The following is a 13,085-nucleotide window of genomic DNA, read 5'->3' on the forward strand; positions in this document are numbered from 1 at the left end:
GGGGACGCTCGACCAGCGGGTGGGCCTTTCGCTGATTGAGCTGGCCGCGAGCGGAGCGAGCTGCCGAGTCGAAATCACCTGCGGCACAGCTGGTCGGCGGGTGGTCTCGACAAGCTCGACCAGCGAATAAGGCTCGACCAGCGGTTAGGGCTCGACCAGCGGTTAGGGCTCGACCAGCAGTTAGGGCTCGACCAGCGGGGGACGCCCGACCAGCGGGCTGCCTCAGCTCTGACCCGCCGGGACGGCCTCGCGCCGCTCGGCGGGTTCGTCGTCGATCGGGATGCGGCGGATCTCGGTGCCCTCGATGTCGACGTTGGGCAGGATGCGGTTGAGCCAGCGGGGGATCTTCCAGGCCCAGTCGCCCATAATCGTGATCACCGCGGGCACGACGGCCATGCGGATGATGAAGGCGTCGAAGAAGACCGCGGCGGCCAGTGCGAAGCCCATCATCTTCGCGATCGTGTCGGGTGCGAGCATGAAGGCCGAGAACACCGAGATCATGATGACCGCAGCGGAGGCGACCACCCGCGCGCCGTGCTGGTAGCCGACGATCACCGAATCCTTCGCCGACAACCCGTGCACGTACTCCTCGCGCATTCGGGTCACGAGAAAGACCTGGTAGTCCATCGCGAGCCCGAACACCACGCCGATCAGGAAGATCGGCAGGAACGAGATGATCGGCTTGGTGTGGTCGATCAGTCCGAGGTGGCCCTCCTGGAAGATCCACACCGTCGCACCGAACGTCGCACACACCGAGAACAAGAAGCCGATGGTTGCCGTCAGCGGCACGAGCAGCGAACGGAACACGATGGTCAGGATGATGAAGGCGAGCCCGACCACCACGATGAGGAACGGCAGCAGTGCACTGCTGAGCTTGCTCGAGATATCCGACATGATGGCCGTCTGGCCGCCGACGTTGACGGTCGCACCACCAGGTTTCGACGACCCGTAGTCACGTATCTGTTCCATCAACGTGTGCGTCTCGGGGCCCGAGGGCGACTTCGCCGGGGTGACCGAGATCAGCGCGGCTGTCGCACCCTTCTGGGGGTTCTGTTTGTCCTGGCCATTGCCAACCCAGACGACCTGCTCTGGGTTGGCAACATTCGGCAGCGTCTTCACCTGTGCGACAACCGCATTCGCTGCGGGAGCGATATCTCCACCCGACGCATCACTGACGACGACGAGTAGCGGGCCGTTCACGCCTTCGCCGAAGCCGCGTTCGAGAAGCTTGGTTGCCGCGTACTCCTTGTCGCCGGTCGAGTCCATGCCGAGTTGCATGCTCGACATCGGGATCGCGGCGATACCGAGCAGCACGAGGCCGACGAGTGCGACGGGCAGCGGGAATCGCGTGATGAAACGGGCGACGCGCAGGCCGTTGGACGGTTGCGAATCCGGTTCGTCGCCGTGACGCAGGCCGGGAATGCGTGGGCTGAACGCAAACCTGCCGAACGCGCCGAGCAGTGCGGGGATCAGCGTGATGGCGCCGAGCACGGCGACAACGACGGCCAATCCCGCCGAGATACCCATCTGTGTGATGAACGGGATGCCGACGACGCTCAGCGCACACACGGCGACCACGACCGTCAGGCCCGCGAACACCACGGCAGAGCCCGCGGTTCCCACGGCTCTACCCGTGGCGGCCTCGCGCGACCCGCCGAGATTCAGTTCCGATCGATATCTGGACACGATGAACAGCGCGTAGTCGATGGAGACCGCGATCCCGAGCATCGTGATGATCGTGGTCGCGCTCTGCTGGACGTCGAAGATCTTGGCGCTCAACGTGACGAGCAGCATGGTGATGCCGACGCCGAAGATGCCGGTGATGATCGGGATGAACGCCGCAACGATGGACGCGAACGCGATGATCATGACGATGAACGCGATCACGAATCCCAACAGCTCCGACACCCCACCCTGCTGAAAGACCTGCATCAGCGAGCCGGTGCCCTCGACCTGCAACCCGTTGCCGCGGAACTCGGACAGCAGATCCTCGAACTGCGTCATGTCGTCGTTGGTCAGTTCGTTGGCCCGGATGTCCTGCTTGATCTGGATCAGCCCGACCTTGCCGTTGTCGCCGAGGACCTTGGGTGCGATCGCGGGATTAGCCTTGGCCGCGGTCACCGGATTGACGACAGTCTGCGGCTCGATGACCTTGGGTAGCGTCCGAGCCTTGGCGACGAGCGCGTCGATCTGGCCCATATGGTTCTCGAGACCGTCGTCGGCTTCGACGAGAATGCTGGTCGACGACTTCAACAGCTGATCGTTCGCCGCGGGGAAGTCTTGCTTCATCACCGACATCGCACGATCGGAGTCGGTGCCGGGGAGCTCGAAATTGGTGGCGAAAGTCGGTTTCAACGTACCGACGAGTGCACCGAGAATGACCAATACGACGATCCACGCGGCGATCACGATCCACTTGTGGCGAAACGCGGAACGTCCGAGCCTGTACAACCAGATAGCCATGTGAACCCTTTGATCTCCCCGACTGGACGCACGCCAGAGTAACGAGAGTCGAGCACCGGTGTCGTGTGTGATTACGGTCATGGCCGCTCGAGGACCGCTGTGAGGCGGGTCATACGCTGTGGAGTATGCCGTCATCACTTTCCGGTCGTGCCCGTCAGAACGACATCTACACAGCGGGAATCCACGGGCGCACGCCCGTCGTGCCGACCGACTTCGACGAACTCGAACGCCGCGCGCGGGCGAAGATGTCGGATCGGGCCTGGGCCTACATCGCCGGCGGCGCAGGCGCGGGTCGGACTATGGCGGCGAACCGCAGGGCACTCGATCGACGCGCCATCGTGCCGCGAGTGCTGCGCGACGTCTCCGAGCGGACCCTTCAGACTGAACTGTTCGGTGATCGACTGCCCGCACCGATCCTGTTCGCACCGGTCGGAGCGGGTGATCTCGTCGCGCGCGGGGCCGACAGGTTGATCGGCCACGCCGCTGCCGAACTGGGTGTGCCCTACATCTTCTCCAACCAGGGCGGGGTCGCGATGGAGGAGGTCGCCGCGGAGATGGACCGCGTACGGCCGGGCGCGCCGCGATGGTTTCAGCTCTACTGGTCGACCGACGACGACCTCGTCGACAGCCTGTTGCAGCGCGCCGAAAGCGTCGGAGCGTCGGCCGTCGCGGTAACCCTTGATACGACGATGCTCGGCTGGCGACCGCATGACCTCAATATCGGGTCGCTGCCGTTCGCGCGCGGGGAGGGTATTGCGCAGTACACCTCGGATTCCCGTTTCAACGAGATCGTCTCCGAGCGTGCGGTGCAGGGGAGCTCGGAGCGTCCCGAGATTTCACTCGGTGCGCTGCGCACGCTCGTCAATATCGCGCGGAATACGCCGGGATCGTTGCTACGCAACATCATTCGACCTGAGCCGCGCGTCGGCGTGCAGACCTTCCTCGATATCTACTCGCGACCCTCGCTGAGTTGGACGCAGATCGAGGGTCTGCGCGAGCGGACGTCGCTGCCGATCGTCCTCAAGGGCGTACTGCATCCCGACGACGCGCGGCGTGCCGTCGACACCGGCGTCGACGCCATCATCGTCTCCAACCACGGTGGCCGTCAGATCGATGGTTCTATCAGTTCTGTCGACGCTCTCGCCGCGATAGCGCCTGTCGTCGACGGTCGGATCAAGGTACTCGCCGACTCGGGGATCTATTCCGGCGCAGACGTTTTCAAGGTGTTGGCGCTCGGAGCCGACGCGGTGTGCATCGGGCGACCGCATATGTACGGCCTTGCCCTCGCCGGTTCCGACGGTGCTCGCGATGCCGTCGCGAACATCATCGCCGAACTTGACCTGACGCTCGGTCTCGCAGGACACACGAGCGTCGACGAACTCACGCCAGAGGCGTTGGCCACTGTCGCGTGAGCCTCGCAGCCCGTGTCAGACCAGTGGTCGGCCGGTGCGGATGCGGCGCCGTACGTCGGCCAGAAGAACGTTGAATGGGAACTGCTGCAACGGTTTCGGCAGGTGACGCACGACGCGTCGAACAATAGCGTTGTGGACGTCGAAGACGGTCTGCTGCCGCGGGGTGAACTCGATGTCCATCTTGTCGCGGAAGTCCTCGGGCAGGAACCCGATGGTCATGATGTACGACCACCAGCCGCCGAGTCGTGACACGATCGGGCCTGCGAACTCCATACGCGCGATCGCCAAGAGGTGTTCTCGGATCGGCGGGTCGATCACAAGCGTGGAAATGGTGTTCTGCCAATAGGTTTCGAAGTCTGCGCGCGTGGCGGGCCACATCTGAGGCGGAACCTGCAGGGTGGTACCCATGACCGCGCCCGCACGGTAGGTCTCCTCCGAGATGATCGACGGACCGCCGTAGATGTGTTGGACGTCTTCCCAACCCTTGTACAAACACGCGGCGACCCAGAGTTGCAGGGCCGGGTCGAACGCGTTGTAGGCGACCGGACTGTCAGCCGTGGAGTGGACCTTGGCGTGCGCCCGACCGACGGCCCGCCGGTACGCCTTACGGTCCGCAGGTGAACCCATCGCGGCGACAGCGAGGTAGCTCAGCGTCGTCCTTGTGCGCTTGACCGGATGCTTGAACAGATTTCCAGAGTCGACGCGGCTCTCGTAGACGCCGTAGCCGACGGCGGGCATCGCGAGCTGCATGATCACGTTCGCCGGGCCCGCGAGTGCTGCGGCGCCGAGCATCGTGAGATCGGAGCTGTCGATCTCGTCGCGCGCAGTTGCTGGGTGGTCGGACTGCGTGTCGGGCACCGTCATCGCGCGGCTCCTATCTGGTAACGGCTGTTGCCTGATTCAACGCCGGTGGTGCGGCAGATGTCAAGATGGTCTACGTGAGCGAAGAACTGCGCACCTACAGCGGGGTGAAGGGGGATGAGCGCGTCGCGCGTCGACGCACCGCCCTCATGGATGCCGCGCTCGAGTTGCTCGGTGGACAGCCGCCGCAGTCGGTGACGGTTCGTGGGGTGTGCGGCGCGGCGTCGCTCAATCCGCGCTACTTCTACGAGAGCTTCGAGACGGTAGACGCGCTGGTCGCAGCCACCTACGACCGCGTGATCGACGAGATCTCACACGACGCGCTCGCGGCCTTCGCCACCGGCGACGACGTCGGCGACAAGGTGCATGCCGCTGTCGCGACGATCGTCTCGATCATCGACTCCGACCGTCGCAAAGGGCGACTGTTGTTCTCGCCGATACTGACCAGTCCGGTCCTTGCCGAGAAGCGACGTGATTCGACGGCCGTCTTCGCGGCCATCACGCTCAGCACCGCGTCCGCTGCACTGCACACCGCTCCCAGCCCTCAGGCCGTAGGGGCTGCTCAATTCCAGGTCGGGGGACTCGCGCGCCTACTGTCGGCGTGGCTCGACGACGAGGTGCCGCTGGGTCGAGACGAGGTCGTCGACCTCAGCGTCGCATTGATGATGTCGCTGGTGCCTGCGGTGACGCAGAGGGGATAGGGATATGTTGGATGCCATGAGTAGCGGCGTCGAGGATGCGGAAGTGGAGGAGCAGACCGGGCGTTGGCGCGATTTCGGCGAGCCCGAGTTGCCCGTTCCGCTCGCAGCTGCACTCGGGGCTTTCGCCGAGCATGGCTACCACGGCACGTCCGTGCGTGAGATTGCAGCGCGGGCCAACCTGTCCGTTCCGGGGCTCTACCACCACTATCCGTCGAAGCAGTCGCTACTCCAGGGTCTGCTCGACAGGACGATGATGGATCTGCTCGCGCGGTCGGAGCAGGCTGTTGCCGAGGCCGGGCCCGAACCGGTCGACCAATTCGACGCAGTGGTCGAGTCGTTGCTGCGCTTTCATATGTACCGGCGTGAGCAGGCGTTCGTCGGTTCGACCGAGATTCGCAGTCTCGACAGTTCGTACAAGCAGACCTACATCGGCCTGCGCGACCGTCAGCAGCGGATGGTCGACGAGATCGTGTTCGCCGGGGTCGAAGCGGGCGACTTCCGCACGAGTTATCCGAAAGATGCGGCGCGCGCGGTCACCACGATGTGCGTCGGCGTCTCGACCTGGTTCAAGCTCGACGGGGAACTGGGCCCGGACGAGCTGATCGCACGCAATCTGGACTTGTCGAGGGCGACCGTCGGATACGTTGAGCGCTGAAGCGCTTCGCGGCTCGATGGGTTGACCTGAGTCGACGGTCTCTGGCAGTCTTGGGCACCGAACGAGCGCTCGGTCGGAGAGGTCGGGCGTGGCGTTCGAGCGTCGAACCTGCGTGGCACCCCGAGGATGGAGACCTGATGGCAGTGGAACTGGGCTATTCGCCCGAGGTTGACGATCTGGTGAAGAGGACGACCGCATTCATCCACGAGGTCGTCCTGCCGATCGAGAATGCGAACGATGGCGACATCACCGCGGCGGGCGGCGACGATCTGCGACGTGATCTCAATCGCCAGGCCAAGGAGTTGGGCATCTTCGCGCCGCACGCTCCCGTCGAGCTGGGCGGTCACGGACTCTCGATGTCGGATCGGGTGCCGGTCTTCGAGGCGGGTGGATACTCGACATTCGGGCCCGCCGCGCTGCACATCGGAGCCCCCGACGAGGGCAATGTACACATGCTCGCCCACATCGCAGACGACGAGCAGAAGCTCAAATACCTAGCGCCACTTGCCAATGGCGACGTGCGTTCAGCGTTCGCGATGACCGAGCCCGCGCCGGGAGCCGGGTCGGATCCCAACCAACTCCGCACGGAGGCGACCAAGGTCGACGGTGGGTGGAAGATCAACGGCGAGAAGCGATTCATCACCGGAGCCGAGGGCGCAGGCTTCTACATCATCATGGCGCGCACCGCGGGGGCGCCCGGCGACCGTGGCGGGGCAACGATGTTCCTCGCGCCCGGTGACACGCCAGGCATCGAGGTCACGCGCCACATCCACACCACCGATCGCGCGATGATCGGCGGCCACTGCGAAGTGCGCTTCACCGATGTCTTCGTTCCAGACGCCGACGTGCTCGGTGAGGTCGACCAGGGGTATCGCTACGCCCAGGTGCGGCTCGGTCCGGCGCGCATGACGCACGTCATGCGCTGGCTCGGCGTCGCTGTGCGCTGTCACGAGGTGGCCGTCGACTACGTCGCACACCGCAACGGATTCGGCGGAACACTCGGCGATCTCGGCATGATCCAACAGATGGTGGCCGACAACGAGATCGACCTCGCGGCGTCGCGTGCCCTGTTGGTCAAGGCGTGCTATGAACTCGATCAGGGGCGTCACGCGTCGTCGGAAACCTCGATCGCCAAGACCTTTGCCGCAGAGGCGTATTCGCGAATCGTCGACCGATCGATCCAGATGTGCGGTGGACTCGGCGTCTCCGACGATCTGCCGCTCGCACGCCTTCAGCGTGAACTGCGTCCCTTCCGCATCTACGACGGTCCATCCGAGGTGCATCGCTGGGCCCTTGCGCGCAGGGCCGTCGGGCGTGCACGCAAGAGTCGCACATCGACCCAGCAGGGAGAGAACGCATGAGCACCGCAGAGCTGGTACTCGAACCTCAAGCGCTGCAACGATTTCTGGTTGACAACGGGGTCGACGTCGCGGGACCGCTCAACGTTGAGTTGATCAGCGGCGGAAAGTCGAATCTCACGTTCATGGTCTCCGACGGCGTGCACCGCTGGGTTGCGCGCAGGCCTCCGACCGGCGGCCTCACACCCTCGGCGCACGACATGGGTCGGGAATGGGCTGTCACGTCGGCGCTTTCGCGTACCGACGTCCCGGTTGCCACGCCGGTCGCCTTCGATACCGACGGTTCGGTGCTCGGCGCGCCGTGCACCGTCGTCGAATTCGTCGATGGGACGGTGATCCGGACCGGCGACGACCTCTCGGCACTTTCCGACGACGAGGTGGCACGCAATGCAGAGGGGTTGATCTCGACCCTTGCCGCGCTGCACGCCGTCGACTTCGAGGCGGTCGGGCTCGGGGAGTTCGGTAGGCCAACGGGTTTCGCGGGTCGGCAGGTGAAGCTGTGGGCCAGGCAATGGTCGCACGTCCGGGGCAGGGATCTACCCGACGTCGATCGGCTCGTCGACGCGCTCGGTGAACGGGTACCGGAGCAGGCGCGCGCGACCGTCGTGCATGGCGACTACCGTGTCGACAACACGATTCTCGCGTCGAATGACCCGGGAACTGTTGCCGCAGTGGTCGATTGGGAGATGTCGACACTCGGCGATCCGATCACCGACGTGGCCCTCATGTGCGTCTACCGCGCACCCGTCTTCGATCGGGTTCTGGGCTTCGACGGCGCGTGGACCAGTGACCGCTACCCGTCGGCCGACGAGATGGCCCAGCGCTACGCGACGTTGACCGGCAACGACCTCGGCGACTGGCCGTTCTACCTCGGGCTGGCCAACCTCAAGCTGGGTGTGATCGCGGAGGGCATCAGCCATCGCGCACGTGCCGGCGCGGCGTCAGAAGGCGCCGAGCACGCCGCCGAGGCGACGGGCGAATTCATCGCCGCGGGGCTGGCCGCGCTGGGCTAGCGTCGCGCGGGACTTTGCGCCCAAGCGTTCAGCGGAACGTCGCGATGCCGCCTTCGCGGTCGACGAGATGGGCGTGCTCGTTGAGCGACATCACCGACGTCCCACTGCGGCCGACGAGGAGTTTGGTCACCGACGCGTTGACCATCGTGCGTGCCATCGCGGGCCAACGGTGCGGCGGCACTCCCCACAGTTCGGCGATCAGCTGTGTGATTGTGCCCGCCGACGACACCACGAGGACGGTCTGTCCGCTGCCCGCCAACTCGGCAGCGCGCTCGCCCGCCCCGGTGACCCGTGAGCGGAATTCTGGATAGGTTTCGCCGGAGCCGGGCGGGGTGGTCGCGCCCTCGGCCTCTGCCATGCTCGTCTGGTCGATCCAGTGTGCCAGGCCCGCGTCGAGCCGCTGCTGATACGACTTCTGATCGGCGAACTCGTCTGGGGTCGCTGCGCCGACGAGCGCGGGCAGTTCGTACTCGTTCCAGGACGGGTCGACGATCGGTTCCGGTGCGGAGTCGAGGCGGGCGAGAACGCCTGCGAGTGTCTCGGTCTGCCGGGCGAGGTCGCCGCTGATCGCGGCGGTGACACCGCTGATCTGCGCGGACAGCAGGGTTCCGGTGAGGCCGGCCTGGACCCGACCCGTATCGGTGAGGCCGGGGCCGGGGTCGCTCACGGCCGCGGCTGAGTCGTCGGTGGGCGCCATTTCGTTGGGCGCACTGTCGGCGACCCCGTACGCGGACGGGTTGGCCTGGCCATGTCGTACGAGGTAGATGACTCCCATGCTCGTAGAGCCTATGCGGTCGAGGAACGATGACTTCCGGGCGGCGTCCGGGTCGGTCTGTGTATGGCGTCAACGTTGTTCATCACGCTGCCCGTCGACGACACCGCGCGCTCGCGCAGGTTCTTCGAGAGCATCGGTTTCCGCGCCGACGAATGGTTCTGTGACGCCGGGACGGTGTGCCTCCCGATCAACGAGCGCACGATGCTGGTGCTACTTGCCGCCCGGCGGTTCGCGGGGTACTCAGCGGCGGGTCGGGGCGGGCGGTGCTCTGCGGGGACGTCGCGCGAGGTGGTCCTCGCATTCTCGGCGTCGTCTAGGCACGAAGTCGACGACATGGCCGACGCCGCGCTGGCGAACGGCGCGAGTGCGTTGCGCGAACCCGACGACCACGGCTTCACCTACAGCCGCAGCTTCTGCGATCCCGACGGCCACGCCTGGGAGATCGTGTGGATGAACCCGGGCGCGATTCCCGAGGCGGGGTGATCTCGACAAGCTCGATCAGCGAGGAAGGCTCGATCAGCGGGGAAGGCTCGATCGGCGGGTGGGGGCGCTCGATCGGCGGGTGGGGTGTCGATCGGCGGGTGGGCACCTTTTCCCGCTGATTGAGCTGGCCGCGAGCGGAGCGAGCTGCCGAGTCGAAATCACCTGGGGTGGTCTCGACAGGCTCGACCAGCGGGTGCAGCTCGAGCAGCGGGTGCAGCTCGACCGGGTGGGGTGATCTCGACAAGCTCGATCAGCGGTGGGGGCGCTCGATCGGCGGGTGGGGCTCGATCGGCGAGTGAGGCGGTCTCGACAAGCTCGACCAGCGAGTGAGGCGCTCGATCAGCGAGTGAGGCGCTCGATCAGCGAGGAAGGCTCGACCAGCGAGTGAGGCGCTCGACCAGCGGGTAGGGCTCGATCAGCGGGGAGGGGTGGCGGGCAGGCCGAAGCGGGCGAAGTCGGTGGCCAGGTCGTCGCCGAAGAAGGCGACGACGTGCGTGACCGCAGGCGCTGCGTCGGGGCCCGTCGTGCCGAGTTCGAGAACCTGGAGGTGAAACGGGCGGTGCACGCCGTCGGGTTCGCGCATGTAGAGCCCGAAGGCGGGTTGTCCGTTGGCGACGGTGGGCAGGAGGATCTGGTCGCCCTCCTTCTCTGCTGGGCAGTTGTGCCGGATGAGCGTGCCGATCGCTGCCGGACCCTGGTACCAACCGGTGAAGGGTGGCATTTCCCAGATCGCCTTGTCGGTGAACATGTCGGCGATGGCGTCGACGTCGTACCGCTCGAACGCCGAGACATACCGTGCAAGCAGTTCACGCTTCGCGTCGTCGGTGATCTCTTCCGTCGAATCATGCTGCGGCGCAGCATTCTTGAGTTGCTCGCGGGCGCGCTGCAGCAGGCTGTTGACCGTTGCGGTGGTGACGCCGATGGTGTCGGCCACCTCGGCGGCCCGCCACTGCAGCACATCGCGCAGGATCAGTACGGCTCGCTGCCGCTCGGGTAGGTGCTGTAGCGCCGCGATGAACGCGAGGCGGATCGACTCGCGTGCACCGACGACGTAGGCGGGGTCGGCGTCGTCGCCGGGGGAGATCTCGTCGACGGCGCCCGCGTACGGCTCGAGCCAGGGGACCTCGCCGTCGGTCTCGAGTGTGTCGGTGGGGTCGAAGGCGTCGCCGCCGAGTCCTGAGGGGAGCGGCCTGCGCTGTTTACTCTGCAGTGCGGTCAGGCAGGTGTTGGTCGCGATCTTGTGCAGCCAGGTCCGTACCGATGCGCGACCGTCGAACTTGTCGTACGCGCGCCAGGCACGGAGGTAGGTGTCCTGGGTGAGGTCTTCGGCGTCGTGGTGTGAACCCATCATTCGGTAGCAATGGGCCAGGATTTCTCGGCGCAACGGCTCGGTCGCGGCGTGAAATTCGGAGTCGCTCGAAGTCGACGGCTCAGCGGAAAGATGCGCAGTGGTGGCGGTCTGCGGAGGCATGTGATCCAGGTTACGACAGGGCACCGACAAGCTCTACGGTTGCGCACGCTCGATGGATGCGCAGGTCGAGTACTCCTGTGGGCCGACGGAGGACCCCGAGTTTTGCGCGCGGTGCGTATAACCCGCGACGCCGCGCCGTCGGCAGCCTATTCTCGCCGGTGGACGCCTCTGCCGGGCGCGCGAAGTGGTCTGTGACCTGCGGCAAGGGATGCGCAAGGGAGTTGCGGGCCGCTGCGATCAGTTGCTAGCTTCGTGCTCATGACGAGCGAGCACGACCGCGCCCTGGCGCAGATCTCAGAGGTGACCTACGTGATCACCGCTCTGGGTTGTCGTCTGCCGTTCGCCCGTGTGCTGTGTTGTCGCCGAATGCGTTGATCCGAGTTCTTCACTCTTCACCTTCCGCATTCCACGCGAATCCCCGCGATCGTCGTCGACCGCCTGCCATGAAGTCCGGTTCCGGCCGCTGACGCCATCGCGCGCGGCGCCCACGATGCTGTGCGCCCCGGATTCGCTGCACCGACACCGCTGCTGCACCGACACCTAGGACACCCACTCATGACCGCAACCGTTGATCAGCCCATCCGCACAGCTACGCTTTCCTCACCGGTCCGACGGCCGGCCGCACGTCCGATCCCACGCAGGTCGACGCCGCGACCGACGCCTGTTCCCGGGCTCGAACCACGTAGTGCCAGGAGAGGGGGGCGGCCGATTCAGATCGCGACACCGCGCCTCGAGCTCTCCGACAAACCCGCAGCGCTCGTGTTGCGCACCGCTCGACTCTCCGGCCCGATCTTCCGCGACGACGCCGCGGAGGCAACCGGACTGTCCATCTCGACGGTGAACCGCCAGGTCGGCGCGCTGTTGAAGGCGGGGCTCCTGCGTGAACGCGCCGACCTCGCGCCGGCCGGTGCCATCGGACGTCCGCGCCTGCCATTCGAAATCAACGTGACCGACTTCCTGACCCTCGGTATCCACATCGGATACAAGGTCACCTCGATCACGACCCACGACCTGTTGCATCGCGTCGTCGGAGCCATCCAGATCCCGACGCCGATCGCCGAGACCCCCGAGCAGACGCTGACCGCCATCGGCGACAGCGCACGACGCTTCGTCGGACGCTGGTCGAATCGTCGAGTGCTGTGGGCCGGTGTCGCGATCGGTGGCCGCGTCGCCGAAGGGGGCTTCGTCGACCATCCGCGTCTCGGCTGGACGGATGCCCCGGTGGGCAACATCATCGCCGAAGCCGTCGGCCTGCCCGTGTCGGTGGCGTCGCACGTCGAGGCGATGGCCGCCGCCGAGCTCGTGGTGAACCCCAGCGACAAGCGCTCGAGCTTCCTCTACTTCTACGCACGTGAGATGGTCGGCATCGCGTTCAGCGTCGACGGCGCCGTGCACACACCTACCGCGGGCCCGCCGGTGATCGGGCACTTCCCGACCGGTGCGACCACCCTGCTCGACCCGCAGCACACCGGTCGCCTCGAGCCGACCGCCAGCGACACCGGCGTTGTCGAGGCGGCGCTCGCACTCGGACTCGACGTCGTCGACATCGAGGGCGTGCACGCGCTCGCCCGTGGCGGTGACGCGACCGCTCGCGCACTCCTCGAAGAGCGCGCGACGGTCCTCGGGCGTGCGGTGGCGCTGATGGCCGACATCTTCAACCCCGACCACATCATCCTCGGCGGGCAGGCGTTCACCGACAACCCGTCGACGCTGCCGCTGGTTGCCGCAGCGATCCGCGAGACCTCGGTATCGCCCAAACGCGATGTGCGCGTGTCCCATTCGGGTGTGACGGTGCAGCAGCAGGCGGCGGGGGCCGTCTCGCTCGACGCCGTCTACGGCGATCCGCTCGAGGCGCTCGCCGCGACGGCATAAGGAGGCTCGCCGGCGCGGCGT

The 13,085-nt window shown here is 66.1% G+C and carries 11 protein-coding genes; 7 read left to right on the forward strand and 4 right to left on the reverse strand.

Features of this window, described 5'->3' with window-relative positions:
- Positions 1-222: 222 nt before the first annotated feature.
- Positions 223-2,463, reverse strand: coding sequence for an MMPL family transporter (locus GOSPT_RS14105; protein ID WP_005206996.1), 2,241 nt, complete (start codon positions 2,461-2,463; stop codon positions 223-225).
- Positions 2,464-2,588: 125 nt separating this feature from the next.
- Here GOSPT_RS14105 and GOSPT_RS14110 point away from each other — a divergent pair, with 125 nt between their 5' ends.
- On the forward strand, positions 2,589-3,875 hold the full coding sequence (locus GOSPT_RS14110) for an alpha-hydroxy-acid oxidizing protein (protein WP_005206997.1): 1,287 nt from the start codon (positions 2,589-2,591) through the stop codon (positions 3,873-3,875).
- Between the two features lie 15 nt (positions 3,876-3,890).
- Here GOSPT_RS14110 and GOSPT_RS14115 read toward each other — a convergent pair whose 3' ends face one another.
- The gene (locus tag GOSPT_RS14115) at positions 3,891-4,739 is read right to left on the reverse strand and encodes an oxygenase MpaB family protein (RefSeq protein ID WP_005206998.1); all 849 of its coding nucleotides are present in this window, start codon (positions 4,737-4,739) and stop codon (positions 3,891-3,893) included.
- A 65-nt stretch (positions 4,740-4,804) separates the two neighbouring features.
- Here GOSPT_RS14115 and GOSPT_RS14120 point away from each other — a divergent pair, with 65 nt between their 5' ends.
- From GOSPT_RS14120 to GOSPT_RS14135, 4 genes are all read left to right on the forward strand, one after another.
- Entirely contained in the window at positions 4,805-5,437 is a 633-nt protein-coding gene (locus GOSPT_RS14120) for a TetR/AcrR family transcriptional regulator (protein ID WP_005206999.1), read from the forward strand.
- A gap of 4 nt (positions 5,438-5,441) precedes the next feature.
- Positions 5,442-6,092 carry a TetR/AcrR family transcriptional regulator gene (locus tag GOSPT_RS14125; RefSeq protein WP_005207000.1) on the forward strand — a complete coding sequence of 217 codons (651 nt, stop codon included), beginning with the start codon at positions 5,442-5,444 and terminating at the stop codon, positions 6,090-6,092.
- Positions 6,093-6,229: 137 nt separating this feature from the next.
- Positions 6,230-7,453, forward strand: a complete 1,224-nt coding sequence (locus tag GOSPT_RS14130) for an acyl-CoA dehydrogenase family protein (RefSeq protein WP_005207001.1) — start codon at positions 6,230-6,232, stop codon at positions 7,451-7,453.
- Positions 7,450-8,463: a phosphotransferase family protein gene (locus GOSPT_RS14135; RefSeq protein WP_005207002.1), complete on the forward strand. Its 1,014-nt coding sequence runs from the start codon at positions 7,450-7,452 to the stop codon at positions 8,461-8,463. The genes GOSPT_RS14130 and GOSPT_RS14135 overlap by 4 nt, the downstream gene beginning before the upstream one ends.
- Positions 8,464-8,491: 28 nt before the next feature.
- Here the strand turns inward: GOSPT_RS14135 and GOSPT_RS14140 are convergent, their stop codons facing one another.
- Positions 8,492-9,238, reverse strand: coding sequence for a histidine phosphatase family protein (locus GOSPT_RS14140; RefSeq protein WP_005207003.1), 747 nt, complete (start codon positions 9,236-9,238; stop codon positions 8,492-8,494).
- Positions 9,239-9,301: 63 nt separating this feature from the next.
- Here GOSPT_RS14140 and GOSPT_RS14145 point away from each other — a divergent pair, with 63 nt between their 5' ends.
- Positions 9,302-9,721 carry a VOC family protein gene (locus GOSPT_RS14145; protein WP_005207004.1) on the forward strand — a complete coding sequence of 140 codons (420 nt, stop codon included), beginning with the start codon at positions 9,302-9,304 and terminating at the stop codon, positions 9,719-9,721.
- 415 nt (positions 9,722-10,136) lie between these two features.
- Here the strand turns inward: GOSPT_RS14145 and GOSPT_RS14150 are convergent, their stop codons facing one another.
- Positions 10,137-11,192: a sigma-70 family RNA polymerase sigma factor gene (locus tag GOSPT_RS14150; protein WP_005207005.1), complete on the reverse strand. Its 1,056-nt coding sequence runs from the start codon at positions 11,190-11,192 to the stop codon at positions 10,137-10,139.
- Between the two features lie 555 nt (positions 11,193-11,747).
- On the opposite strand from GOSPT_RS14150, the gene GOSPT_RS14155 reads away from it, so the two are divergent.
- Positions 11,748-13,064 (forward strand): ROK family protein, encoded by a 1,317-nt coding sequence (locus GOSPT_RS14155; protein ID WP_051993912.1) that lies wholly within the window; start codon positions 11,748-11,750, stop codon positions 13,062-13,064.
- The last annotated feature ends 21 nt before the right edge of the window (positions 13,065-13,085 follow it).

The sequence above is a fragment of the Gordonia sputi NBRC 100414 genome, assembly GCF_000248055.1.
Classification (GTDB): Bacteria; Actinomycetota; Actinomycetes; order Mycobacteriales; family Mycobacteriaceae; genus Gordonia; species Gordonia sputi.